A 25,534-nucleotide genomic window follows, 5' to 3' on the forward strand; every position below is an offset into this window, starting at 1 on the left:
CTATGGCCAAAAAAGAAGAAACTGTCAGCTTGATAGATACGTTTTCGGAATTTAAGGAACTGAAGAACATTGACCGCACTACAATGGTGAGTGTGCTTGAAGAGTCGTTCCGCAGTGTGATTGCGAAGATGTTTGGCACCGATGAGAATTACGACGTAATCGTGAACCCTGACAAGGGGGATTTTGAGATATGGCGTAATCGTGAAGTTGTTGCAGACGGTGATGTAGAAGATCCGAACCTGCAAATATCCTTGAGCGAGGCACAGAAAATCGATGCTTCCTATGAAGTGGGCGAGGAAGTGACAGACGAGGTGATTTTTGCCAATTTTGGCCGTCGTGCCATCTTGAATCTGCGTCAGACATTGGCATCCAAGATTCTGGAATTGGAGAAGGACAGCCTCTATAATAAATATATAGATAAGGTGGGCACCATTGTCAATGCGGAAGTTTATCAGATATGGAAGAAAGAGATGCTGCTGCTTGACGACGAAGGAAATGAGTTGTTGCTGCCCAAGACCGAACAGATTCCGAGCGATTTCTATCGTAAGGGCGAGACGGCGCGCGCCGTAGTGGCACGTGTGGATAATAAGAATAATAATCCGAAGATTATTCTGAGCCGTACATCACCTGTGTTCCTGCAACGTCTGTTCGAGATGGAAGTGCCCGAAATCAATGACGGACTGATTACCATCAAGAAAATAGCCCGCATACCCGGTGAGCGTGCCAAAATTGCCGTTGAGAGTTACGATGATCGCATTGACCCGGTAGGTGCCTGTGTGGGTGTGAAAGGTAGCCGTATTCATGGCATTGTCCGCGAACTTCGCAATGAGAATATTGACGTTATCAACTATACGTCGAATATTCAGTTGTTTATACAGCGTGCTCTCAGCCCTGCCAAAATTTCTTCTATCCGTTTGAACGAAGAAGAACATAAGGCAGAAGTGTTCTTGAAACCGGAGGAGGTGTCGCTGGCTATCGGTAAAGGTGGTTTGAACATCAAACTGGCCAGTATGTTGACTGAGTACACCATCGATGTGTTCCGCGAGTTGGATGAAACGGTAGAAGATGAGGATATCTATCTGGATGAATTCCGTGATGAGATAGATGGTTGGGTAATCGATTCCATCAAGGCTATCGGTATTGATACGGCAAAGGCTGTGTTGAATGCTCCCCGCGAGATGTTGATTGAAAAGACGGATCTCGAAGAAGAAACGGTGGACGAGGTATTGCGCATTTTGAAACAGGAGTTTGAAGAAGGGTGAGTAGTGTAAGCGATTAGCGATTAGTGGTTAGCGATAACTTCTTCTTTCTCCATTATTCATGAAAAATTAAGTATGACGATAAGGTTAAACAAAGTAACAAGAGATTTGAATGTAGGAATTACGACAGCTGTCGAGTTCCTGCAAAAGAAGGGATTTACCGTTGAGGCGAACCCCAACACGAAAATTACCGACGAGCAGTTTGATTTGCTTAAGAAGGAGTTCAGTACGGATAAGGATCTTAAAATAAAATCGGAGCGTTTCAGTCAGGAGCGTCAAAGCAAGGATCGGAACAAGGCATCTGTGGCCATTGATGGCTATGAGGAGAATGCGCAGGAGAAGGCAAAGCCTGAAGAGATAAAAACCGTTATCCCCGAAGACGTACGCCCGAAGTTTAAACCTGTTGGCAAGATAGATTTGGACAAACCGGGTCAGTGGTCTGTTACTGCTCCGGAAAAGGAGAAAGAAAGGGAAGAAACTGAAAAGGTGATAGAGGAAAAGAAGGTGGAAGAGACTGCTCCGGTAGCTGTAGAAACTTTCCGTCCGGTTTTGGAAGAGCGCGAGGAGGCAAAGCCCGAGCCGGAACCTATATCTCAGTCCGAAGCGAATGCTACGTCCGAAATACAAGCGGCGCCGATTGTAGAGAAAGAACCGGAAATTGCTGCGCAGGTGGAATTGGAGTCTAAAGAGGAAAAAAGAGTAGAAACTTCTTCTGTATCGGCCACTGAAGAGCCGGAAGCAAAAGAAGAACCGGCAGAAGATAAAATCTTTAAGATACACCAGCCAGAGTTTGTTTCGAAGATAAATGTCATAGGACAAATAGACTTGGCCGCTCTGAACCAATCTACACGTCCGAAAAAGAAGTCGAAGGAAGAGAAGCGTAAGGAGCGGGAAGAAAAGGAAAAGACCCGTCAGGACCAGAAAAAGCAGATCAAAGAAGCTATTATCAAGGAAATCCGACGAGAGGATAGCAAGTTGGGCGACTCCGGTGTTGATGTCAATGGCAAGAAGAAACGCGTCCGCATCAATAAAGAGAAGGTGGACATTAATAATGCTTCCAATTTCCAACGTGGTGGTAACGATCGTTCCAAAAATGCCTATGGTGGCGCTCCCGGCGGAAACCAACAAGCCGGCGGTAACCGCAATCGCAATAAAGACCGCTTCAAGAAGCCTCTTGTAAAACAAGAAGTGAATGAAGAAGATGTAGCTAAGCAGGTAAAAGAAACTTTGGCTCGTCTGACTTCCAAAGGCAAGAACAAGGGGGCCAAATATCGCAAGGAAAAACGTGACATGTTGTCCAACCGTATGCAAGAGCTGGAAGACATGGAAATGGCAGAAAGCAAAGTGCTGAAACTTACGGAATTTGTGACGGCCAACGAGTTGGCGAACATGATGGATGTTTCCGTTACGCAAGTCATTGCCACTTGTATGAGCATCGGTATAATGGTGTCTATCAATCAGCGTTTGGATGCCGAAACCATCAATCTGGTGGCAGAGGAGTTTGGCTTCAAGACCGAATATGTCAGCGCAGAGGTGGCTCAGGCTATTGTGGAAGAAGAAGACAGGGAAGAAGACCTTCGGCCTCGTGCCCCGATCGTAACGGTGATGGGGCACGTAGACCACGGCAAGACTTCGTTGCTCGACTACATACGTAAGGCGAACGTTATTGCCGGTGAGGCCGGTGGCATTACGCAGCACATCGGTGCTTATCACGTATCGTTGGAAGATGGGCGTAAGATTACGTTCCTCGACACACCGGGGCACGAAGCCTTTACCGCCATGCGTGCTCGCGGAGCCAAGGTGACGGACATCGCCATCATCATTGTGGCCGCGGACGACAGCGTGATGCCTCAGACCAAGGAAGCCATCAACCATGCCACGGCTGCCGGTGTGCCCATCGTTTTTGCAATCAACAAGATTGACAAGCCGACTGCCAATCCCGACAAGATTAAGGAAGAGCTGGCAAACATGAACTTCCTGGTGGAAGAGTGGGGCGGCAAATATCAGTCGCAGGACATCTCTGCCAAGAAAGGATTGGGCGTGGCCGAACTGATGGAAAAAGTTTTGCTCGAGGCCGAACTGCTTGAGCTGAAGGCCAATCCCGACCGTCGCGCCACCGGTTCCATCATAGAATCTTCGTTGGACAAAGGCCGTGGTTATGTGGCTACGGTATTGGTCTCTAACGGCACGTTGAAGATGGGAGATATTGTATTGGCCGGTACCAGTTACGGTAAGGTAAAGGCAATGTTCAACGAACGCAACCAGCGCATCAAGCAGGCAGGTCCTTCCGAGCCTGCATTGATACTGGGCCTGAATGGCGCGCCTGCTGCCGGTGATACATTCCACGTAATAGAAACGGAGCAAGAAGCTCGTGAAATTGCCAATAAGCGCGAACAATTGCAGCGCGAACAGGGCTTGCGTACACAGAAGATGTTGACGCTCGACGAAGTCGGTCGCCGTCTGGCATTGGGTGATTTCCACGAACTGAACGTGATTGTCAAAGGTGATGTGGACGGTTCAGTAGAAGCATTGAGTGATTCGTTGATCAAACTTTCCACTGATCAGGTGCAAGTCAACGTTATCCATAAGGGAGTGGGACAGATTTCCGAATCGGATGTCTCTTTGGCTGCTGCTTCGGATGCTATCATCGTCGGTTTCCAGGTACGTCCTTCGGGTGTTGCTGCAAAACTGGCAGAGCAGGAAGGCGTCGACATCCGCAAGTACTCGGTCATCTACGACGCCATCGAGGAAGTGAAGTCTGCCATGGAAGGCATGTTGGCACCGACTCTGAAAGAGCAGGTGACTGCCACTATCGAAGTTCGCGAAGTGTTCAACATCACGAAGGTGGGGCTCGTGGCCGGTGCCATGGTGAAGAGCGGAAAGGTGAAACGCACCGACAAGGCCCGTTTGATTCGCGACGGCATCGTCATCTTCACCGGTTCCATCAACGCGTTGAAGCGTTTCAAGGACGACGTGAAGGAAGTGGGCACAAACTTTGAATGCGGCATCAGCCTGACGGGCTGCAACGACATCAAGGTGGACGACGTCATCGAGTCTTACGAAGAAGTGGAAGTAAAGCAGACCCTATAATAATCGATAAGGACGATGTGCCAACTGCCCCGCGGAACGTTATACGCGGCCGGTTGGCACATTTTCGTATGCCTTGAAGCGCCCCTATAGAGGGGGCGGTCGTCTCTCTATAGAGACGTTGCTTGCCTCTCTATAGAGGTGCTGCCTGTCTCTCTATAGAGACGACATGCGTATCTCACAGGTGACGACATGCGTATCTCACAGGTGACGACATGCGTATCTCACAGGTGACGACATGCGTATCTCACAGGTGACGACATGCGTATCTCGCAGGTGACGACATGCGTATCTCGCAGGTGACGACATGCGTATCTCGCAGGTGATGACATACGTATCTCATGGGTGATGACATACGTATCTCGTTTTACACCTTATTATATATAGATATATAGAAAATTCAGCTTGAATAAAGATGACAATGATAGATATTCTCATAATCGCAGCCTTCGGAGCGGGTACCGTCATCGGCTTCATGAAAGGGTTTATCAGGCAGCTGGCCTCTATCCTGGGGCTGATTGTCGGCCTGTTGGCGGCAAAGGCCTTGTATGCGGGGCTGGCCGGGAGACTTTGTCCCGCAGTGACAGATTCCATGACAGTTGCACAGATACTGGCTTTTCTCATCATCTGGATAGCCGTGCCATTGGGCTTTACTTTGGTAGCCTCTTTGCTTACCAAGGCGCTGGAGGCCATATCGCTGGGATGGCTGAACCGCTTGCTGGGAAGCGGATTGGGGGCACTCAAATACCTTTTGCTCGTCAGCCTGCTGGTTGGAGTGATTGAGTTTGTGGATGAAGATAACCGGTTGATAAGCAAAACAAAAAAGGAAGAATCAGTGTTATATTATCCGGTAAAGTCTTTCGGCGGGATATTTTTTCCCATGGCGAAGCATGTCACCGAACAATATATATTGAACAATCATGCGACAGATGAATCTGAACAACAAGAATAAGACAGCCGCTGCGGACGAGGCGAGAAAGGATGCTGAGAAGAAACCCTCGAACGAGTACGTCCGGAAGATTGCGGAAGAAAAATACAAGTACGGCTTCACCACCGATGTGCACACGGACATCATCGAGTGCGGCCTGAACGAAGAGATAGTGAAGCTTATCTCTGCAAAGAAAAATGAACCGGAATGGCTGCTGAAGTTCCGCCTGGAGGCGTATCGGCACTGGCTGACGTTGGAAATGCCCACATGGGCGCATCTACGTATTCCGGAAATAGACTACCAATCCATCTCTTACTATGCCGATCCTACCAAGAAAAAGGAAGGACCGAAAAGCATGGACGAGGTGGATCCGGAGCTGGTGAAGACCTTCAATAAATTGGGCATTCCCCTGGAAGAACAAATGGCATTGAGCGGTATGGCGGTAGATGCCGTGATGGACTCGGTGTCCGTAAAGACCACTTTCAAGGAGACGTTGATGGAAAAAGGCATCATATTCTGCTCTTTCAGCGAAGCCGTGCGCGAACATCCCGACCTGGTGCAGAAGTATCTGGGCTCTGTTGTGCCTTATCGCGACAACTTCTTTGCCGCACTCAACTCGGCCGTGTTTTCCGACGGCTCTTTCGTCTACATCCCCAAGGGAGTGCGCTGCCCCATGGAGCTGTCCACCTACTTCCGCATCAATGCCCGCAATACAGGCCAGTTTGAAAGGACGCTCATTGTGGCCGACGATGATTCGTATGTATCCTATCTCGAAGGCTGCACGGCCCCGATGCGCGATGAGAACCAGTTGCATGCCGCCATCGTGGAGATTGTGGTGCACGACCGTGCGGAGGTGAAGTACAGCACGGTGCAAAACTGGTATCCGGGTGATGCCGACGGCAAGGGCGGCGTTTACAACTTCGTGACCAAGCGCGGCCATTGCAAGGGCGCGGACAGCAAACTGTCGTGGACACAGGTGGAGACCGGCTCCGCCATTACCTGGAAGTACCCCTCGTGCATCCTCTCCGGCGATAATTCTACGGCAGAGTTCTACAGCGTGGCAGTGACCAACAACCATCAGCAGGCAGACACGGGAACCAAGATGATACATCTGGGCAAGAACACCCGCAGCACCATTGTCAGCAAAGGCATCTCTGCCGGAAAGAGTGAGAACTCTTACCGCGGACTGGTGCGTGTCGCTGCCAAAGCGGACAATGCCCGCAACTATAGCCAGTGCGACTCTTTGCTGCTTGGCGACAAATGCGGAGCGCATACTTTCCCCTACATGGACATCCACAACGAAACAGCCATTGTGGAGCATGAAGCCACAACCAGCAAAATCAGCGAAGACCAGATTTTCTATTGCAACCAGCGCGGCATCTCTACGGAGGATGCGGTGGGCCTGATTGTGAACGGCTATGCCAAGGAGGTGCTGAACAAGCTTCCGATGGAGTTTGCCGTAGAGGCGCAGAAACTGCTGGCCATCTCGCTGGAAGGAAGCGTGGGATGACCAACTGGAACAGTAAGGCAGAAATTTGTAAATAAGTCAAAGTAGTTAAGATAAATAAGATAAAGATGTTAGAGATAAAAGACCTGCATGCCAGCATCAATGGCAAAGAGATATTAAAAGGCATCGATTTGACCATACGGGACGGTGAAGTGCACGCCTTGATGGGACAGAACGGTGCCGGTAAAAGTACATTGAGCAATGTATTGGTGGGCCATCCCGCTTATGAGGTGACGCGCGGCTCGATTACTTTCAACGGAAAGGATTTGCTTGAGATGAGTGCCGAAGACCGTGCTCATGAGGGAATTTTCCTTTCTTTTCAGTTGCCGGTAGAGATTCCGGGAGTCTCGATGGTGAACTTCATGCGTGCTGCCGTGAACGAGCAGCGCAAGTATCGGCATCTGCCGGCTTTGTCGGCCGGCGAGTTCCTGAAGCTGATGCGCGAGAAGCGCGCCATCGTGGAGTTGGATAATAAACTTGCCAACCGTAGCGTGAACGAGGGGTTCAGCGGTGGTGAGAAGAAGCGTAATGAAATCTTTCAGATGGCCATGCTGGAGCCGGCTTTTGCCATTTTGGACGAGACGGACTCCGGTCTGGATGTGGATGCCCTGCGCATCGTGGCAGATGGCTTTAACAAGCTGAAGACGGCGGAAACCAGTGCAATAGTGATTACTCACTATCAGCGCTTGTTGGACTATATCAAACCCGATAAGGTACACGTTTTGCTTGGCGGACGTATCGTGAAGAGCGGAGGTCCTGAACTGGCAAAGGAGATTGAGCTGCGCGGCTTCGACTGGATAAAAAAAGAGGCGGGAGATTTTTAGAATTAGGCGCGGATTGTGTGGAACTTCTTGAGTTGAAAGGCCTTTCAATCATTGATAAATCCCTGAATTCTTGCTTAAAAAATAAAGGAAGTTATGAAACCTGAACAACAATATATAGACCTTTTCTCCCAAACGGAGGCGATGATATGCCGGCATAGTGCCGAGGTGATGAATGCGCCACGTGCAGCAGCTTTTGCCGACTTTGAGCGGCTGGGCTTTCCCACCCGTAAGCAGGAGAAGTACAAATATACCGATGTCGGCAAGTTCTTTGAGCCGGATTATGGCTTGAATTTGAACCGTCTGGATATTCCGGTGAACCCTTATGAGGTGTTTAAGTGCGACGTTCCCAATATGAGCACTGCCCTTTATTTCGTGGTGAACGATTCTTTCTACGGCAAGAACTTGCCGAAGTCTCTTCTGCCCGAAGGCGTTCTCTTTGGTAGTCTGAAGGAGATGGCCGAACAGCATCCCGAACTGGTGAGGAAGCATTATGGCAAGCTGGCCAATACGGCCGAGGATGGTGTGACAGCTTTCAATACGGCTTTTGCGCAAGACGGCGTATTGCTTTATGTGCCCAAGAACGTAGTAGTGGAGAAGCCCATTCAGTTGGTGAATATTCTGCGTGGAGATGTCAGTTTCATGGTGAACCGACGTATGCTGATTGTTTTGGAAGAGGGTGCGCAAGCCCGTTTTCTGGTGTGCGACCATGCAATGGACAATGTAAACTTCTTGACGACGCAAGTGGTGGAAGCCTTTGTCGGTGAAAATGCCTCTTTCGACTTTTATGAGTTGGAAGAAACGCATACGGGTACGGTTCGCATCAGCAACATGTATGTGGAACAGAAAGCTCACAGCAATGTTTTGCTGAACGGCATGACCTTGCACAACGGAACTACCCGCAATACCACTCAGGTGACGCTTGCAGGCGAAGGTGCCGACTTGAATCTTTGCGGTATGGCCATTGCCGATAAGAACCAGCATGTAGATAATCATACCAAGATAGACCATGCCGTGCCAAACTGTACCAGCAACGAACTTTACAAGTATGTGCTTGATGAACAGTCCGTAGGGGCTTTTGCAGGTTTGGTGCTGGTGCGTCCGGATGCGCAACACACCAATTCAAAGCAGACCAACCGAAACCTTTGCGCTACTCGTGAGGCACGTATGTACACCCAGCCGCAGCTGGAAATCTATGCGGACGATGTGAAGTGCAGTCATGGCGCCACGGTAGGGCAGCTTGATGAGAGTGCTTTGTTCTATATGCGGCAGCGAGGCATTCCGATGCGTGAGGCACGCCTATTGTTGATGTTCGCTTTTGTCAACGAGGTGATTGATACCATCCGTCTGGATGCTTTGAAAGACCGCTTGCATCTGTTGGTGGAGAAGCGTTTCCGAGGCGAACTGAACAAGTGTCAGGGATGCGCGATTTGCAAATAAGAAATTCAGAAGGCACGGATTGTATGGATTGACACGGTTTTTATGGACTGAATCCATGAAGTCCGTGCCATCCATGCCTTGATTAAATCAGATAGTTTATGTATGATATTCAGAAGATAAGAACCGATTTCCCGATACTCTCGCGTGAGGTTTATGGCAAGCCGTTGGTGTATCTCGACAATGGAGCCACCACTCAAAAGCCCCGCATGGTGGTAGATGCCATTTCCGAGGAGTATTACTCCGTCAACGCCAACGTGCACCGAGGCGTACATTTCCTTTCGCAGCAGGCCACGGAACTGCATGAGGCTTCGCGCGAAACGGTGCGTAAATTCGTCAATGCGCGCAGTACGAACGAAATTGTCTTTACGCGTGGCACGACGGAAAGTATCAACCTGCTTGTCTCTTGTTTCGGCGAAGAGTTTATGCAGGAGGGCGATGAGGTGATTATCTCCGTGATGGAGCATCATAGCAACATCGTTCCCTGGCAACTGCTGGCAGCCAAGAAGGGAATTGCCATCAAGGTAGTCCCCATGAATGACAAAGGCGAACTGCTGCAGGAGGAGTATAAGAACCTGTTTTCCGAACGCACGAAGATTGTCAGCCTTGCGCATGTATCCAATGTGCTCGGCACGATAAATCCCGTAAAGGAGATGATTGCCTTTGCACACAAGCAGGGAGTGCCCGTGCTGATAGACGGCGCGCAGTCCGTTCCACACATGCCCGTAGATGTGCAGGAGCTGGATGTCGACTTCTTTGTCTTCTCCGGCCATAAGGTCTACGGCCCCACCGGTGTAGGCGTGCTCTACGGCAAGGAGGAGTGGCTGGACAGGCTGCCTCCCTATCAGGGTGGCGGCGAGATGATACGAAGCGTGTCGTTCGAGAAGACCACGTTCAACGAGCTGCCTTTCAAGTTCGAAGCCGGAACGCCCGATTACATCGGTACGACGGGACTTGCCAAAGCGCTGGATTATGTTTCGCTTATCGGCATGGATAAGATTGCTGCCTACGAGCATGAACTTACCTTCTACGGCATGCAACGGCTGAAAGAAGTTCCCGGTATGCGCATTTTCGGGGAGGCGGAAGAGAAGGGGAGTGTCATTTCGTTCTTGGTGGGCGATATCCATCATTTTGACATGGGGACGCTGCTCGACCGTTTAGGTATTGCCGTGCGCACCGGGCATCATTGTGCCCAGCCATTGATGCAACGCCTTGGTATAGAAGGTATCGTGCGTGCCTCGTTCGGGCTATATAATACGCGCGAGGAGATTGATGCGTTGGTAGCCGGTATCGAACGTGTCAGCCGGATGTTCTGATGTTTCAACACTTCTGACCGTATGAGGAAGGGGGAATTGGCTTCCGGCGTAGTCTGAATTGTTAGTCGATGATCTATCTTTCCTTTCAGTTTGTCTTCTCTAAAGTGTGGTCTAACCTCTCCTAAGGTGTGGGGAGAGCTCCTCTGAAGTGTGGGCATATGGCTTCTAAAGTGTGGGGTTGCGGTTCGTTAAGTGTGGGCATAGGTTCACTAAAGTGTGGGCTTGTGTTTGCTATGCTTCTCGGATAGCTCCGTTCCTCGAATTTGTTCTTGCTTGTGTGTTAAAATGAAAAACACTTGTGCCGATCATGTCGGGCACAAGTGTTTGGCAGATCTTATAGAACAGCTTGATAGGCGGCTCTTGGGATGGCTTGTTCAGCCAATAGTTATCAGTACGTCTTTCTGATGGCTTTCCTCAAGGCTTCCCAATGTTCGGGCGTCATATCGTTGGGCGTAAACAAGCATACACCGGTGGCTCCGGCCTTCATTGAACCGGCCACGGCTTTTTCTATTTCGGAGGGCAGCAGACCGGAGTGCTCAGGGTCGATCAGGTTAGCTTTGTTTTGCCAGTCGCGGCAGATGAAAAGTCCGCTGTAAACGGGTGTCTTCTTGTCGGCTACGCTTTTTACTTCTTCAGCCGTCACTTTACCTATCCACTCGGCCGGTTCCTTGTAGAAGTCATTGTAGTTCATCGGGAAGTAGGCATCCACGTTCCATTTGTTCCATTCTTGGCGCACCATCCATACGGCATAGCTCTGCGGTCCGGGGAAGACGTCGGCACTGATTTTTTTCCCTTTGGCATGAATGGCGTCAACTAACTCGTTCACCAGGCTTGTGATAGCATCACAACGGAATTGCGCCCACTCTTGGTTGGTCGAAGGATTTGTCACTTGCCTTATGTCGATGCCGCTGGTTCGTTGGAAAGCAGCTACGCAACTGTCGCAATAACAGTAGTCGGCCTTGGGATACTCTTCGTTCATCGTCAGCCCATACTTGTCCCACAGGCCGCGGGCCAGAATGACATCTGCATAACGGATATAATCCAGCTGGATATAATCCACTTCCTTGATAGAGGCGATACGTTCGAATTGTTCTTTCAGAAAGCGTCGGACTTGGGGATTAAGCGGGTCAAGCGTCTTGTAGTAAGGCACGTAGGCTTGTTTGTCGTAGGCCGATTCACCGAGGCGGTTCACCGTATAACAAGTAGAATCGAGTCCTTCTTGCAACATGGTAGGAATCCATGCGTGGTATTCCAACCCCAATTCTTTGGCGATACGCGCTGCGGTAGCTATCTTGGCAGAATCAAGGTGGGCGTTGAAGCATACACCTACCGTACCGTATGTTTTCCAACGTTCGAAGTCGCTTCGCAGACTATTTTCCGTTGTGCTTTCTTCCCACGACTGCCATACGTAGAGAGGAACTGTGATTTGGTCTTTTGCTCCACATCCTGCGAGGAAGGAGAGGATGAATAAGATAAACAGGTTTTTCATAATGATTATTTTAGAGTTAGTTCTATTATGTCTCAAATAATTACCGGATGAATGCTTAGTCTCCTTAAACGGTTGGTGCATTGGCAAAAGACAAGTCCGAGAGTACTTCCCTTTTTTTCACAACCCTGCCGAAGAGTAACCAAGATCGACCTTTCCCTCTGATGTGCATCAACCTCAATAAAAGTTCTGTCCATCAGACTGTCTATATAAGTGTTGAAACCTTCTTATGCATCAGGCTTGTGCCTTGTTGCGACGAAAGGCTTACTTATTTGAAAGTTTAAAATTAATCTTTTTTTGTGACACTTGCAAAATCCAGATAGAAAAAATCCTGTTTCAAAGCCATATCCGATAATGGATGGATATTCGTAATGTCCGGAATCTGTTTCTCAATGGGCAGTGTTGCCGTTCGGTAAGATAAACTTTTTTATGGTTCCATTGATGCTGTTCATAATTATTTAATCAGAGTTCGGGATAGGCGGTTCCTTCTTCTAAAGATGAGGGGCTGCATCCTATCGGGCGGATATTTCTTGAATACATCGGTTTTACAATGGTCAGGCAGAAGAGAAGAGAGCCTTTCAGGCCGGCCGCCTTCGTCCTGTTTTGACAGCTGCAATCCTTTGTCGTGACAGAGGCAGGTGTTCAAGCCGACAGACACTTGTGTTTGACGTGACAGACACAAGTGTCTGAGCCGTCAGAGGCAAGTGTCTGACAAGGCAGGAGGAAACATCAGATAACCAATAGGCTTTTTCTTTAGAGTTTTGTTTATCTTTGCAGCTGCAATTTGAACAACTTTAAGATGGCTTTTTGACATTAGTATATGATGAAACAGAAACGGATACCATTGGTGGGAGAACAATATCTTGTTCCCTTTATCCTGATTACTTCTCTCTTTTTCTTGTGGGGATTTGCCCATGCCATTCTGAATGTTCTGAATAAACATTTTCAGGAAATATTAGACATTACGAAAACCCATTCAGCCTTTATCCAGATGACCATGTATATGGGCTATTTTGTCATGGCTGTTCCTGCAGGATTGTTCATCAGCCGTTTCGGATATCGCAGGGGTGTGGTATTCGGATTATTGCTTTACGGTGTCGGTTCGCTGCTGTTTATCCCCGGACAGTATTATTTGTCATTCAATCTTTTCTTGTTTGCCCTATTTGTGATAGGATGCGGGTTGACGTTTCTTGAAACAGCAGCCAATCCCTATGCCACGGAACTGGGAGCAAAAGAAACAGCTGCCAGTCGTCTGAATTTTGCTCAGTCTTTCAATGGATTGGGATGTATCTGTGCACCTGTATTGGCCGGCTTGCTTTTGTTCTCAAAAGATGGACAAGCCGGAGAGGGGAGCGTAGCGTTGCCTTATGTCTGCATGGGCATTGTGGTGTTGTTGGTGGCGTTGCTTTTTTCCAAAGTCAGACTTCCCGAAATAGAACATAGCGTAGAAGTGGATAAAGAGGGTAATAAAGTGAGTTTGTGGTCGTATAAACTTTTCATTTTTGGATTGGTGGCACTGTTTGCCTATGAGGTCGGAGAGATTTCTGTCAACAGTTTTTTTATCAACTATGTGGTGGAGCAAAACTGGATGAATGCCCGTGAAGCCTCTGTGGTGCTCTCTTTCGGCGGATTGGGTTTGTTCATGTTAGGACGTTTTGCCGGCAGTTGGATAATGGGTCGCGTATGTGCCGAAAAGATGTTGTTGGCTTGTGCCACAGGAACCGTGATTACCACTGCGTTGGTTCTGCTTGATGTGGGCATAGTTTCGCCTGTTGCTCTTCTATTCGGTTATGCTTTCGAAGCCATCATGTTTCCTACGATATTCGCCCTTTCCTTGAGAGGATTGGGCAGCCACACCAAGCAGGCTTCATCTTTCCTGATGATGTCACCGGTGGGAGGTGTGGTGGGGCCATTCCTAATGGGGGTAGTTGCTGACCATACCTCCATGGTGATGGCATTCATTGTGCCGTTGGTGGCTTATTGTGTGGTATGGGCATATGCTCGTAAGATAGTATCTGTGGCAAAGGCAACTTAGCAGGTGCCCTCTTGATAAAAGAATGTCGGGAAAAGCCGTTTTTCACATATATATTATTGTGTTAATTGTTGATTCGCACAGGTAAATGAAATATTTCATACCAAACTTGCACAATTTGCCCAAATCAGTTACATTTGTCATCAACAAAAGATAAATAGAGAAAAGATTTGTTCAAAGCATTATAAAATAAAGTGGGATGAAGAAGATTCTTGTTAGTGGAGGTGCCGGATTTATAGGCTCTCATCTTTGTACGCGTCTGATAAATGAAGGGCATCAAGTACAATGCCTGGATAATCTTTTCACCGGTTCAGAAAAGAATATTGCCCATTTAAAGGGGAATCCTCGTTTTGAATTTGTGTTGCATGATGTGGAAAATCCGTATGAAACAGAGGTAGACGAAATATATAATTTGGCCTGTCCTGCTTCTCCTATCCATTACCAATATGATGCAATCAAGACGATTAAGACCTCGGTGATGGGAGCCATTAATATGTTGGGGTTGGCCAAAAGAACAAAAGCAAAGATTTTACAGGCATCTACCAGCGAAGTATATGGTGATCCGGTAATCCATCCCCAAGTGGAAAGCTATTGGGGAAATGTAAATCCTATAGGTATTCGTTCCTGCTATGATGAAGGTAAGCGATGCGCCGAAACACTGTTTATGGATTATCATCGGCAAAATGGAATACGGATTAAGATCATACGTATCTTCAACACGTATGGACCGCGAATGCTTCCAAACGACGGTCGGGTAGTGTCTAACTTTGTGGTACAGGCTTTGCAGAATCATGATATTACGATATATGGTTCTGGTAATCAAACTCGTAGCTTTCAGTACATAGACGATTTGATAGAGGGAATGGTACGCATGATGAATACGGAAGATGATTTTATCGGTCCGGTGAACTTGGGAAACCCCAATGAATTTTCTATTTTGGAGTTGGCGGAGAAAATCATTAAACTGTCCGGTTCTAAATCAAAATTGATATTTGAACCTTTGCCGCACGATGACCCTAAACAGCGTCAGCCGGATATCACTTTAGCAAAGGAAAAGTTAAACTGGAAACCAATCATTGAATTGGATGAAGGTTTGCAGCATATGATAGAATATTTTAAAGAAATCACACCCGGTAATCAGTAATTTGTATAACGGGAAAACTATATAGAAAGATGAATATGGAAATTAATCCTTCTGAGTACAAGATTCTAATCGTTGACGATGTGATGTCAAACGTGTTATTGTTGAGGGTGCTCTTGACAAACGAGAAATTTACAATTGCCACGGCCAATAATGGGCGGCAGGCATTGGAGCAGGTAAAAAAAGAAAGCCCTGACTTAATCTTGCTGGATGTGATGATGCCGGATTTAAGTGGCTTCGAGGTAGCCCAGCAATTGAAAGCAAACCCCGATACGGCTGAAATTCCAATAATCTTTCTGACTGCATTGAATGGTACGGCAGATATTGTGAAGGGATTTCAGGTGGGAGGAAGTGATTTTATTTCTAAACCTTTCAATAAGGAAGAATTGATTATTCGTGTCACACACCAGATATCGTTGGTGGCAGCTAAACGTCTTATCCTGAGTAAGACCGAAGAGTTGCAACGTACCATTGCCGGACGGGATAAACTATATTCAGTCATTGCCCACGATTTGAGATCTCCGATGGGATCCATCAAAATGGTGTTGAACATGCTGATACTGAATCTGCCGGCAGAGAAGATCGGCGAAGAGATGTACGAATTATTGATTATGGCCAATCAGACCACAGAAGACGTGTTTTCACTGCTGGACAACTTGCTGAAGTGGACTAAGAGTCAGATAGGTAAGTTGAATGTGGTTTATCAGGATGTGAATCTTGTGGAATTGACAGATAGCGTGATTGATATCTTCAATATGGTGGCTAAACTGAAGAAGATAACGATCAAAGAAACGAAGTCGGATAAGATAATGGTGAATGCCGACATCGATATGCTGAAGACAGTAGTTCGTAATTTATTGAGCAATGCCATCAAGTTTAGCAAAGAGAACTCCGAAGTTTTGGTGACAATCAAAGAGGAGGACGACATGGCTGTTGTCAGCGTTCAAGACTATGGCTGTGGAATCAGCGAAGAAGGGCAGAAGAAGTTGTTGCATACCGATACCCATTTCAGCACGTTTGGCACGAACAATGAAGAAGGGTCTGGTTTGGGACTTCTGCTATGCAAGGATTTTGTTATGAAGAATGGTGGAAAACTGTGGTTTACTTCCAAAGAAAAAGAGGGTTCTACATTTAGCTTTTCTATCCCGCTGAAGAAAGAGTGACGGGAAGATAGGCTGAAGCTCGTTGATTTATTATATTCTTTCAAATGAGAATTATGTTTTGCGCTTGTATAAGATATCCCGTATTTTATGCAAGCGTAAAATTTTAGTGTAACCTATCTAAAAGGAAAAGCATTGGATGTTAGGATTACGGTCTCAGGTTCTGTAATGAGTTTGGTATATAATGAGGAACTCGTATAAACAAAAAAGTTGCTGGAAAAACAGCAACTTATTCTAAAAGAAGTCGGGGTAGCGGGATTCGAACCCACGACCCCCTGCTCCCAAAGCAGGTGCGCTAACCGGACTGCGCTACACCCCGAGTGCTTCATTTTTTTAAGCGAGTGCAAAGATAAGAAACTTTGTTGATATAAACCAAACTTTTTTTCACTTTATATACGATGTATGTACGATAAGAAAGTAAAATGCTGATAGCCAATATCAGTAGGAATCATCTCTATTTCATCCGAGCTGCTACAGCCAACAATACCCCTAATACTACACCTAAAAGAGCAGCAAAAAGTACCCGTATTTCTCCTGGCAGAAGAAAAGTGATGGTATGGGCAGGAAACCAAAAGAAAGGAATCGTTTTTTTGAAAACGAAGTTCCATTGAGTTTTCCAATTGAGATTAGTAATAATATGTGTCATTGGAATAGGAGTTATAAGGGTGCGGATCGAGCCGCCACAATCAAGGATGTGTTTGTCTGTAATTTTATGAAATGTCATAAAGACTGGAGCAAATATCATATTCATGGCTACAGAGATAGAGAAAGCGACTATAACCTTGTTCAAACTGAATGTTCCATTGATGATCAAAGAAGCGTTTTCCATTCCCATGTACTCCATAAAATAAGGCACTCCTCTTGAAAAAATAATCATTGCGGCATTGATGGTCATACCTAAAAATCCCCAGATCACCATGCGGGGAAGCACTCCAAAGTTCTTCCTATTATAGGCGCCTACTGTAATTCGGAGTCCTAGCACTTCTCCTGTGGTAGATAGTATTGCAAATTTGAGAAAACTCATCACCATGCCATGTTCGGCATTGAATGACTTATACCAATCATAAAGAGAAGAACTTAACCAAAAAGGTAGAAATATTACCATTAAAAAACAGAGAAAAAAGATATCTTTCGTTTTCATACAAAGGTTATGATTATGAAGTGATTTAAACTTTTCTTTTTCTCAAATATTTCCTTAGCAGAATTACCATAAATGCAATATAGTTCCATGATTCGCAATTCCTAACCGTTGTTTCAAATCGATTTAAAATAGTCCTGTAACTGTCCATCCATGCATTGGTCCTCTCAATGGCATAACGTTCAGCATACAACAGTTCGTCCACAACGGTATTATTGGGAGTCCCGTTTCTTTTATTGATGCAGATATTGGAGACTACTCCATGACAGCCAAGTACACTTCGAAGAGCTTTACAGTCAAATCCGGCATCCGCATTCAAGAAAAGACCATCTGTTCTGACTTTTGCAATCCCAAGGTCATGCATCATGGAGCGGATTACGTTTTTTATGTCATGAGTATCATGATGTTCGCCGCTTTTAGGAGAAGACATGATAACCGGTATGCCTTGCCGGTCTGTAATATAAAGAGCGTTGGTTGTCTTGCGCTTTTTTCTACCCTGATAACCAACCTCCTCTCCACCACGCATAGCTACCGTATGATTTCCGTCAAGGTCTACACTTGACATATCAAACTTTGTACGGTGCTTATTCAAAAGATGAAGCCAAAGAGACTTCCATTCACCTTTTTTACTCCATTTGTTATAATGATGGAATACCGCACCATAGGTCAGAACCTTGTCACTGAACAGGGAATCTACAGGTAAATATTTCCACTGACACCCTGTTTTCAGTTTATAAAGAATGGCATTTACGATTTCAACAAGACTACTTTGAGTTACGAAACCACGTTTGCCCACACATAAATGAGGCAATATTTCACTTTTTATTGTATCTTTGTCCAACAAAGCGTACATGAGGATGTTGTTATGAATGAGTTTGCTCACCCATAATATAACAATTTTAGCTATTAGTACGCTGTTTATCATTTGATCAATTAGTTTAAATCACTTCTATAAATAATGTGGTAAAAATAAGGTTTTTTATTTCATAAAAAAAATAAAGTGGGAAATAATGTAGTAAAATGATAGTCTACTCTTGATGAGCTCCTTTTTAGTAGCTGGATTAATATAAAATCATAGATAACAAATTTGTTTTTTGCCTAATAACATTTGCGAAATAAAAAAAGAGTTGTACCTTTGCAACGCTTTAAGAGAAAAGTGCTTCTTTTTTAATTTTGGAGAGGTGGCAGAGTGGTCGATTGCGGCGGTCTTGAAAACCGTTGTGCTGCAAGGCACCCGGGGTTCGAATCCCTCTCTCTCCGCTAAAAAGCATTGAAAAATAAAGAGAATCCTTGTAAGCGAATGCTTATGAGGATTTTTTATTACATAATTGTAAAAATAGCAATACAAAGAAAAGACAGTAGAAATGGTGATGCTATCCCTAAATGGAATGTAAGTTTACACTTGTACAAGTGTGAGGCAATACTTGTACAAGCGTAAAATCCTGATATCCTTATAGTTAAAAAGGGAGGCTTATCAACTGATTTTCCTGACTGCTCCGGTTATCTTTTCTTTTAATAATCTTTTGAACGAGCAATAGAAAGTCAACAAGTTTCTGAACTGCCCCATATTTCACTCACAGAGTATTTTCATCAAACACCTTTCAGACTTCCCGAAACAATCCCTTTGAAAACTAGGTAAATAAGAGAAAACATTATAATGAAAAAGGAGCTGTCCAAAAAGTCGGATAGTCCCTTTTTCGTTATTCATCAATCGAATATTTCTTAGATAATATATTGCGAACTGATAGATTCATTGTTCATTACCCTCTTGATGGTTTCGGCAAACATATCGGCAATGCTTAATTGTTTTACTTTAGCGCACTTCTTGGAGTAGGGAATACTGTCAGTAAACACCATCTCAGTCAAAGATGATTCTTGGATTCTAAAAGAGGCAGGATCAGACATTACACAATGGCTGGCAATGGCACGAACAGACTTAGCTCCTGCATCTATCATGATGTTGGCAGCCTTAGTAATAGTACCGGCTGTATCTACAATATCATCTACCAATACAACATTCTTGTCTTGCACATCGCCGATTATTTGCATAGTGGCAACTACATTCGCTTTTTCACGTGTTTTATTGCACAATACCAAAGGAACACCCAGATATTTGGAGAACGTGCTGGCACGTTTGGAACCACCTACGTCCGGAGTGGCAATTACTAAATTTTCCAGCTTCAACGATTCGATGTAGGGAAGGAATACGGCTGACGCATACAGGTGATCTACCGGAATATCAAAAAAACCTTGAATTTGATCGGCATGCAAGTCCATCGTTATCAGACGATCAATCCCCGCAACAGAAAGCAGGTCGGCAACAAGTTTCGCACCGATAGATACACGCGGCTTGTCTTTTCTATCCTGCCGTGCCCAGCCAAAGTAGGGAATGACTGCCACAATACTCTTGGCCGATGCTCTTTTAGCTGCATCGATCATCAGCAAAAGTTCCATCAGATTGTCAGAGTTAGGAAAGGTTGATTGAACCAAAAAGACGTGCGCGCCACGAATAGACTCCTCATAAGAAACGGCAAACTCACCGTCTGCAAAGTGGGTAATGTTCATCTTTCCCAAAGGACAATTAAGACTGGCGCAAATTTTTTCTGCAAGGTATCTCGAATTTGTTCCGGAGAATACCATAAAGGGGTTTTTTTCGCTCATTTGTGTAATAGCTATTACCTATTTATGCGAATCAGTAGTTGAAATCCCTACTTGATTCAGTTAGTTAAAATGTTATTATTCAATTAATTATCTTGTCTGTTTGTTTCTTAATCTCCTTGGAAATCAGTATATTAGAAGAATAAAACCACTCATTGTTCTAATTATGATTCCCAAGGAGAAAGAGCTAAAACTTATAAAAATATATATGTACATCTGCGATATTTACCAGTCTTCACTGAAGTTTTACTGCCAGAGATTCAGTAATAATGCAAATCCTATCTTTACAGACCAGGAACTGCTTACCGTATATCTGTTTTGCGGAGCCTATCAGCGATACTTCCAAATCAAAGAGATACATACATTCACTGAAGAATATTTGCTCTCATGGTTCCCCAACCTACCTTCTTATCAGACATTCAACTATCGGTTAAACCTGATGAGTGAGGCAATTGGTGAACTTGTAAAGCATCTCATTACATTCTTTAAACCGGAGGATTGCGATTCTATGACATCACTTATTGACTCTATGCCCATTATTACCTGTGCAGGAAAGAATAAAACAGGAAAGGTAGCTACTGAAATTGCAACCAAAGGATACTGTTCTACAAAGAACATTTATTATTTCGGTCTAAAAATCCATGCTTTAGCCTTTCGTAGGGAAGGAACTATTCCATTTCCTGAAATGATTATCTTATCATCGGCAGAAGAGAATGATCTGACGGTTCTTAAAAGAGAAGCTGCTGACATCCTTATAAAAAGAAAAATCTTCGCTGATAAGATATACTCGGATTTCTCTTACTGGAGGAATAAGCAGCAAGAACAAGGAGTAACTATGCTAACTCCCGTAAAAGCAATAAAAGGGGAGGCTCCGGTTATTACTCAAAGAGAGAAAGCCGGAAGAGACCTGTTCTCTACTGCTGTTTCAAAGGTCAGACAACCCATAGAGTCGTTTTTCAACTGGCTGAATGAGAAAACAAATATTCAAAGAGCGATGAAAGTCAGATCAACATCCGGACTTTTAGTACATACGATGGGAAAAATTGCCATCGCATTCATTTATCTAATTTTTTAAAACAAGAATCAGAGACCAACTACTGATTCGCATTATTTGTTAATTTGTATGCAAAGGTATGAATTTCCCATTACATAAAACAAGAGTTATTGTATAAAAAATATTTTTCTTTCAGGGATTTATTTGTAGTTTTGCTCTATGAAACGACTTTCTTCAATATGGTTTGCCGGATTACTTTACTTATGCGCAGTAATGGTTTCGTGTGGGGGAGCAGCTCCCATCAAAGAAGTGCGCCATATTGACTCTTTGAACCAAGTAGCGTATTTATATCGATATAAAAACCTGGACTCTTCCTATCATGCTGCCCTACGAGCTTATCAAGAGGTGAATCTGTATAAACAGGGTCGGGCAGAGGCTTCTAACAACCTGGGGTTCTGTGCCTTTATGCGCATGGATTTTGAACAAGCAGAGAAGCTGTTCATGGATGTCTACAATATAACTAAAAACGAATTGGAACTCCTGATCGCCGACATCGGTTTGATGAAGATTTATCAGCGGACGGCTTTGAATAAGGAATTTTATGATTATAGAAACAGTGCTTTGCGCCGCATGAAGCGGATAGCGGAAGACCATGACCTTTTTGTGGATAAACACGAACGTATGCGGTTGAATTACGCCCGTTCGGAATTTCATATAGTATCTGCCGTATACTATTATTATTTGCAACAGCGTCCCGAATCCATAACTTCCATAAACATGGTAGTTGCGAACGAAGAACTGGCAACCGACACCAACCAATTATTGTATCATCATTACATCAAAGGCTCTGCCGCTTTGTGCGAAGGCGAAACTCTGGAAGAACGTATGCTTCAAGAATTTGACGAGCTTTATACCACCTGGCAGATAGCTTCGAGAAAGGGATACCTCTATTTTGAAGGAAACAGTGTGCAAGGCCTTGCCAACTTAATGGTTTCACCTGATAGTTATAAGTTCTTTCAGAACAGGCGATCGCATGATTTAATGCAACTGGGTATACCTGTGGACTCTTTATTGCCTATGCAACTTGGACAGTTGGCATTAACTAAATTTCGCCAATACAATGACTTATATCAGATTGCAGGAGCCTATGTATCTATTGGCAGGTACTTGAATGGACATGGCAGATATGCCGAAGCGCTGGACACCCTGAAGCAAGCATTGGAATGCGTAAACAATCATCACCGTCGTTTCTATGATAGCCATAACAATGAGGATTACCTGAAAGCGTTTGACCACAGAGATACAATCAGCACGGAAAGAGTATGGATAGATCACAAACTAAAGACCGTACCCGAATGGATTTCACGTATTCGCGAACAGCTGACCGTATCATATGCCGGCCTCGGAATGAAAGAGAAATTAAATTATAACCGCAATATCTATTTGGACATATTGGAGGATACCCGCCAAGACAAGGAATTGGAAAGCCGGTATCAGGAACTGGAGAAGGAATCGAAACAATTGAATGTCGTACTTTCAGTGGTGCTTATCGGTTTCGTGCTGTTATTTTTCCTCTTCTGGCTTTTCAATAAACGTTCCAAAGCCAAAAGCAACCTTCATCTTCATCGCCTGCAACTGATGTTGGATATTTGCCAAAAAATTACAGTATCCATTCCAGCCGATGCACATAGCGAAGAAGAAATAGTCGAAGCCATTCAAAAATCAGTCTGTCCGGAATTAGAGTTACTCTTTGGAGTAAAAGATATCCGAATTAAAGATGGTAAATTAACCTTTCCATGTCATATCGGAAAAGACGAACAGGCAATGGTAAAAGTGATATCTCCTTATATTCAATGGGCATTGGATAATGGTATGACCACCCTTTCTTTGGGTGACGAGCGCCGAAGGCTGGAAAAACAACGTTATATCCACGAACAACACATAGCAGGAAACAAGCGGCAGAATCTGATAAAGAAGGCATGCATGGCTATTGTGAACGGTATCCATCCATATATCGACCGTATCATCAACGAAGTACACAAGCTTACCCGAAAAGAATCCGTGGAAGATGAAAGTATAAAGGCTGATAGGTATCTATACATGAATGAACTGGTGACTACAATCAACGAGTATAACGATATTCTTGCTTTATGGATCAAGATGAAACAAGGAAAACTTAGTCTGAATGTGGAAACCTTTGAATTGAATGAATTGTTTGACTTGGTGCGTAAAGGAAACCGAGCTTTCGAAATGAAGCAACTCACGTTGGACGTACTACCTACGGATTCTTGGGTGAAGGCCGATAAAGCATTGACCTTGTTCATGATTAACACATTGGCCGAAAATGCACGTAAATATACTCCACGGGGAGGAACAGTAAGAATTTATACGAAGCAAGAAGCGGATTACGTGGAGATTTCAGTAGAAGATAACGGCTGTGGACTGTCGTCGGAAGACGTGGCACGCATCGTCGGTGAAAAAGTTTACGACTCGAAAGCCATCGGAATGAACGAAACCCTTGATAAGGAGGAATTACAAAAGAACAAAGGAAATGGTTTCGGACTGATGAACTGCAAAGGCATTATTGAAAAATATCGCAAGACCAATGATTTATTCAAGGTCTGTATATTCAATGTGGAAAGCACCTTGGGACAAGGCAGCCGTTTCTATTTTAGGCTGCCCGGAATCACTCGTAAAACGACATCTGTTTTATTACTGTTTTTATCCTTAGGGATATCTTCCTGCCACCGCTATGAAAGGGATGAAGTATCTGTAGACACAAGGAACGACTCATTGGCATTAAATGCCCGAAATGAGTACGAAAGACTACTCGACGCAGCTTCGGATTATGCCAATGAGGCTTACTACTGCAATGTGGAAGAAAAATATGAGGCGGCTCTGCTATATATAGATTCTGCCATGTATTGCCTGAATGAACATTACAAACGATATGCACCGCATCCGCACCGCTACATGACTTTGACCGGTAACGGTACGCCGGCAGAATTGGATTGGTGGAACAGAATGTTTAATTCCGATTTTCATGTCATTTTGGATATCAGGAACGAAGCTGCTGTTTCATTTCTTGCATTGAAGCATTGGGATGATTATAATTATAACAATGCGGCCTACACCGCTTTATATAAGCTATTGGGTGAGGATCAGTCTCTCGAAGAATACTGCCGACAGCTGGAACGTTCCACTACCAACAGAATGGTTGGCATCTTGTTAACCCTGATTTTATTATTTGCTTTGTTGTTGGGTTACTATGTCCTTTATATCCGCAAACGTTTAGTCAACCGCTGGAACCTGGAGCAAGTGTTGGAAATAAACGAAAAAGTGTTTGCCTCCTCTTTATTATCTATTTCAAAGAGTGAAGAGATGCTCCGGCAGGAAGAAAATATCTGGAAGGCAATACCACTGCAAATTGTAAATTCTGCTTTCGATGCAGTAAATGAGTTGTTAAGTATTGACAGATTGATTCTTGCCATTTATAACGAAACAACCCGGCAACTGGAGTTCACTTCCAACCCTGCCGAAGAAATAGGAACAGAACAAGAAGTGCTGTGGAAAAATATAATGCAGCAAAGTTTTGATCGACATGCCTACATCTCTGAAGGAAACACGTATGCTTTGCCGCTTATGGTAGATACCGGAAGTGCGGGACTGTGTATTGGCGTGCTGTGCTTGGAACGCAGGGTAGGGACAGAGCAAGAAACAGATCACCTGCTGTTAGAACTCATTGCCAAATACATAGCCATCGTACTTTTTAATGCAGTGGTAAAACTGATCGTCAAATTCCGAGATATTGAGACGGCGCAAGATGAAGCCCGACGAGCATCGCGGGAAGACTGTCTGTTGCACGTACAGAACATGGTTTTAGACAACTGCCTTTCTACAATTAAGCATGAAACCATCTATTATCCCAATAAGATAAAACAATTGATCGGAAAATTGCGCTCGGGACAGATGGCAGAGGATGAGGAAAGAGAAACCGTTATTGCTATCCGTGAATTGATAGAATATTACAAAGGAATCTTCACGATACTCAGTTCCTGTGCCTCCCGGCAATTGGAAGAAGTCACTTTTCGTCGTTCCACCATCGCCGTAGCCAAATTAATGAATGCTGCCGAGAAGTATTTCCTTAAAAAGAACAAAGCTGGTAAATCACATCTCAACTTCAAGATAGAGACATTGGAAGAGTGGATAATCGGTGATTGGAATCTGCTGCTTTTCTTACTTGAAAATTTGATTGATGAAGCATTTTCCCATTCTTCAACCGGAAATATCCATCTGACGGCTGAAGAAGACGGCGACTTCGTACGTTTCCGGTTTACAGATATGCGTAGGGAGAAAAGCCAAGAGGAGTTGAATCATTTATTTTATCCGGAGCTGGCTCGTATGACAGCAAGTGAAAGAGGAGAGCTCCACGGAACGGAATATCTGATTTGCAAACAGATAATTCGCGATCATGACGAGTTTGCCGGACGTCGCGGATGTAGAATCAACGCCGAGCCGGAGAAAGATGGAGGTTTTACTGTATATTTTACGCTACCGAAAAAATAAAGAT

The 25,534-nt window shown here is 44.8% G+C and carries 16 protein-coding genes and 2 tRNA genes; 13 read left to right on the top strand and 5 right to left on the bottom strand.

Annotated features, from left to right (window positions below; all coding sequences use genetic code 11):
• The first annotated feature begins 2 nt into the window (after positions 1-2).
• The 7 genes from nusA (at position 3) to C3V43_RS02930 (ending at position 10,355) form a co-directional block, all read left to right on the top strand.
• Complete coding sequence (gene nusA / locus C3V43_RS02900) at positions 3-1,262, top strand: transcription termination factor NusA (RefSeq protein WP_106068522.1); 1,260 nt, start codon at positions 3-5, stop codon at positions 1,260-1,262.
• A 72-nt stretch (positions 1,263-1,334) separates the two neighbouring features.
• The gene (gene infB, locus C3V43_RS02905; RefSeq protein WP_106068523.1) at positions 1,335-4,349 is read left to right on the top strand and encodes a translation initiation factor IF-2; all 3,015 of its coding nucleotides are present in this window, start codon (positions 1,335-1,337) and stop codon (positions 4,347-4,349) included.
• A 412-nt stretch (positions 4,350-4,761) separates the two neighbouring features.
• Positions 4,762-5,298 (top strand): CvpA family protein, encoded by a 537-nt coding sequence (locus tag C3V43_RS02910; RefSeq protein WP_106068524.1) that lies wholly within the window; start codon positions 4,762-4,764, stop codon positions 5,296-5,298.
• On the top strand, positions 5,276-6,784 hold the full coding sequence (gene sufB / locus C3V43_RS02915) for a Fe-S cluster assembly protein SufB (protein WP_106068525.1): 1,509 nt from the start codon (positions 5,276-5,278) through the stop codon (positions 6,782-6,784). Before C3V43_RS02910 ends, sufB begins: the two co-directional genes overlap by 23 nt.
• 65 nt (positions 6,785-6,849) lie before the next feature.
• Positions 6,850-7,605 carry a Fe-S cluster assembly ATPase SufC gene (gene sufC, locus C3V43_RS02920; protein ID WP_106068526.1) on the top strand — a complete coding sequence of 252 codons (756 nt, stop codon included), beginning with the start codon at positions 6,850-6,852 and terminating at the stop codon, positions 7,603-7,605.
• Positions 7,606-7,698: 93 nt separating this feature from the next.
• Positions 7,699-9,042, top strand: a complete 1,344-nt coding sequence (sufD, locus tag C3V43_RS02925) for a Fe-S cluster assembly protein SufD (RefSeq protein ID WP_106068527.1) — start codon at positions 7,699-7,701, stop codon at positions 9,040-9,042.
• 98 nt (positions 9,043-9,140) lie between these two features.
• The gene (locus C3V43_RS02930) at positions 9,141-10,355 is read left to right on the top strand and encodes a cysteine desulfurase (RefSeq protein WP_106068528.1); all 1,215 of its coding nucleotides are present in this window, start codon (positions 9,141-9,143) and stop codon (positions 10,353-10,355) included.
• A 388-nt stretch (positions 10,356-10,743) separates the two neighbouring features.
• On the opposite strand, the gene C3V43_RS02935 is transcribed toward C3V43_RS02930, so the two are convergent.
• Positions 10,744-11,844 carry a glycoside hydrolase family protein gene (locus C3V43_RS02935; RefSeq protein WP_106068529.1) on the bottom strand — a complete coding sequence of 367 codons (1,101 nt, stop codon included), beginning with the start codon at positions 11,842-11,844 and terminating at the stop codon, positions 10,744-10,746.
• An 820-nt stretch (positions 11,845-12,664) separates the two neighbouring features.
• Between C3V43_RS02935 and C3V43_RS02940 the strand changes: the two genes are divergently transcribed.
• The 3 genes from C3V43_RS02940 (at position 12,665) to C3V43_RS02950 (ending at position 16,177) form a co-directional block, all read left to right on the top strand.
• Positions 12,665-13,876 carry a sugar MFS transporter gene (locus C3V43_RS02940; protein WP_106070430.1) on the top strand — a complete coding sequence of 404 codons (1,212 nt, stop codon included), beginning with the start codon at positions 12,665-12,667 and terminating at the stop codon, positions 13,874-13,876.
• 196 nt (positions 13,877-14,072) lie between these two features.
• Entirely contained in the window at positions 14,073-15,017 is a 945-nt protein-coding gene (locus C3V43_RS02945) for a UDP-glucuronic acid decarboxylase family protein (protein ID WP_106068530.1), read from the top strand.
• Between the two features lie 29 nt (positions 15,018-15,046).
• Positions 15,047-16,177 carry a hybrid sensor histidine kinase/response regulator gene (locus tag C3V43_RS02950; RefSeq protein WP_106068531.1) on the top strand — a complete coding sequence of 377 codons (1,131 nt, stop codon included), beginning with the start codon at positions 15,047-15,049 and terminating at the stop codon, positions 16,175-16,177.
• A 241-nt stretch (positions 16,178-16,418) separates the two neighbouring features.
• Here the strand turns inward: C3V43_RS02950 and C3V43_RS02955 are convergent.
• The 3 genes from C3V43_RS02955 to C3V43_RS02965 all read right to left on the bottom strand — a co-directional run bounded on the left by C3V43_RS02955 (position 16,419) and on the right by C3V43_RS02965 (position 18,237).
• A tRNA-Pro gene (locus C3V43_RS02955) sits at positions 16,419-16,493 on the bottom strand.
• A gap of 135 nt (positions 16,494-16,628) precedes the next feature.
• Positions 16,629-17,315 (bottom strand): hypothetical protein, encoded by a 687-nt coding sequence (locus tag C3V43_RS02960; RefSeq protein ID WP_106068532.1) that lies wholly within the window; start codon positions 17,313-17,315, stop codon positions 16,629-16,631.
• Between the two features lie 25 nt (positions 17,316-17,340).
• Positions 17,341-18,237: an IS5 family transposase gene (locus C3V43_RS02965; RefSeq protein ID WP_106068533.1), complete on the bottom strand. Its 897-nt coding sequence runs from the start codon at positions 18,235-18,237 to the stop codon at positions 17,341-17,343.
• A gap of 250 nt (positions 18,238-18,487) precedes the next feature.
• Here C3V43_RS02965 and C3V43_RS02970 point away from each other — a divergent pair.
• Positions 18,488-18,572 (top strand) — tRNA-Ser (locus C3V43_RS02970).
• Between the two features lie 462 nt (positions 18,573-19,034).
• Here C3V43_RS02970 and C3V43_RS02975 read toward each other — a convergent pair.
• Positions 19,035-19,973 carry a ribose-phosphate pyrophosphokinase gene (locus tag C3V43_RS02975; RefSeq protein ID WP_164996213.1) on the bottom strand — a complete coding sequence of 313 codons (939 nt, stop codon included), beginning with the start codon at positions 19,971-19,973 and terminating at the stop codon, positions 19,035-19,037.
• Positions 19,974-20,136: 163 nt separating this feature from the next.
• On the opposite strand from C3V43_RS02975, the gene C3V43_RS02980 reads away from it, so the two are divergent.
• Both C3V43_RS02980 and C3V43_RS02985 read left to right on the top strand, forming a co-directional pair.
• A complete protein-coding gene (locus C3V43_RS02980) occupies positions 20,137-21,045 on the top strand; it encodes a transposase (RefSeq protein ID WP_234878149.1) in 909 nt (302 codons plus the stop codon).
• A 138-nt stretch (positions 21,046-21,183) separates the two neighbouring features.
• Complete coding sequence (locus tag C3V43_RS02985) at positions 21,184-25,530, top strand: DUF5113 domain-containing protein (protein WP_106068534.1); 4,347 nt, start codon at positions 21,184-21,186, stop codon at positions 25,528-25,530.
• Positions 25,531-25,534 lie beyond the last annotated feature (4 nt).

The sequence above is a fragment of the Prevotella heparinolytica genome, from assembly GCF_002998535.1.
GTDB classification, from domain to species: Bacteria; Bacteroidota; Bacteroidia; order Bacteroidales; family Bacteroidaceae; genus Bacteroides; species Bacteroides heparinolyticus.

What these genes read in the sequence shown, in the direction of transcription:
- C3V43_RS02985 (WP_106068534.1), top strand. Translation starts at nt 21,184, where the DNA reads ATGAAACGACTTTCTTCAATATGGTTTGCCGGATTACTTTACTTATGC.
- C3V43_RS02935 (WP_106068529.1), bottom strand. Translation starts at nt 11,844, where the DNA reads ATGAAAAACCTGTTTATCTTATTCATCCTCTCCTTCCTCGCAGGATGT.
- sufD (WP_106068527.1), top strand. Translation starts at nt 7,699, where the DNA reads ATGAAACCTGAACAACAATATATAGACCTTTTCTCCCAAACGGAGGCG.
- C3V43_RS02940 (WP_106070430.1), top strand. Translation starts at nt 12,665, where the DNA reads ATGAAACAGAAACGGATACCATTGGTGGGAGAACAATATCTTGTTCCC.
- C3V43_RS02960 (WP_106068532.1), bottom strand. Translation starts at nt 17,315, where the DNA reads ATGAAAACGAAAGATATCTTTTTTCTCTGTTTTTTAATGGTAATATTT.
- C3V43_RS02965 (WP_106068533.1), bottom strand. Translation starts at nt 18,237, where the DNA reads ATGATAAACAGCGTACTAATAGCTAAAATTGTTATATTATGGGTGAGC.
- nusA (WP_106068522.1), top strand. Translation starts at nt 3, where the DNA reads ATGGCCAAAAAAGAAGAAACTGTCAGCTTGATAGATACGTTTTCGGAA.
- C3V43_RS02910 (WP_106068524.1), top strand. Translation starts at nt 4,762, where the DNA reads ATGACAATGATAGATATTCTCATAATCGCAGCCTTCGGAGCGGGTACC.
- infB (WP_106068523.1), top strand. Translation starts at nt 1,335, where the DNA reads ATGACGATAAGGTTAAACAAAGTAACAAGAGATTTGAATGTAGGAATT.
- sufC (WP_106068526.1), top strand. Translation starts at nt 6,850, where the DNA reads ATGTTAGAGATAAAAGACCTGCATGCCAGCATCAATGGCAAAGAGATA.
- sufB (WP_106068525.1), top strand. Translation starts at nt 5,276, where the DNA reads ATGAATCTGAACAACAAGAATAAGACAGCCGCTGCGGACGAGGCGAGA.
- C3V43_RS02980 (WP_234878149.1), top strand. Translation starts at nt 20,137, where the DNA reads ATGATTCCCAAGGAGAAAGAGCTAAAACTTATAAAAATATATATGTAC.
- C3V43_RS02950 (WP_106068531.1), top strand. Translation starts at nt 15,047, where the DNA reads ATGAATATGGAAATTAATCCTTCTGAGTACAAGATTCTAATCGTTGAC.
- C3V43_RS02975 (WP_164996213.1), bottom strand. Translation starts at nt 19,973, where the DNA reads ATGAGCGAAAAAAACCCCTTTATGGTATTCTCCGGAACAAATTCGAGA.
- C3V43_RS02930 (WP_106068528.1), top strand. Translation starts at nt 9,141, where the DNA reads ATGTATGATATTCAGAAGATAAGAACCGATTTCCCGATACTCTCGCGT.
- C3V43_RS02945 (WP_106068530.1), top strand. Translation starts at nt 14,073, where the DNA reads ATGAAGAAGATTCTTGTTAGTGGAGGTGCCGGATTTATAGGCTCTCAT.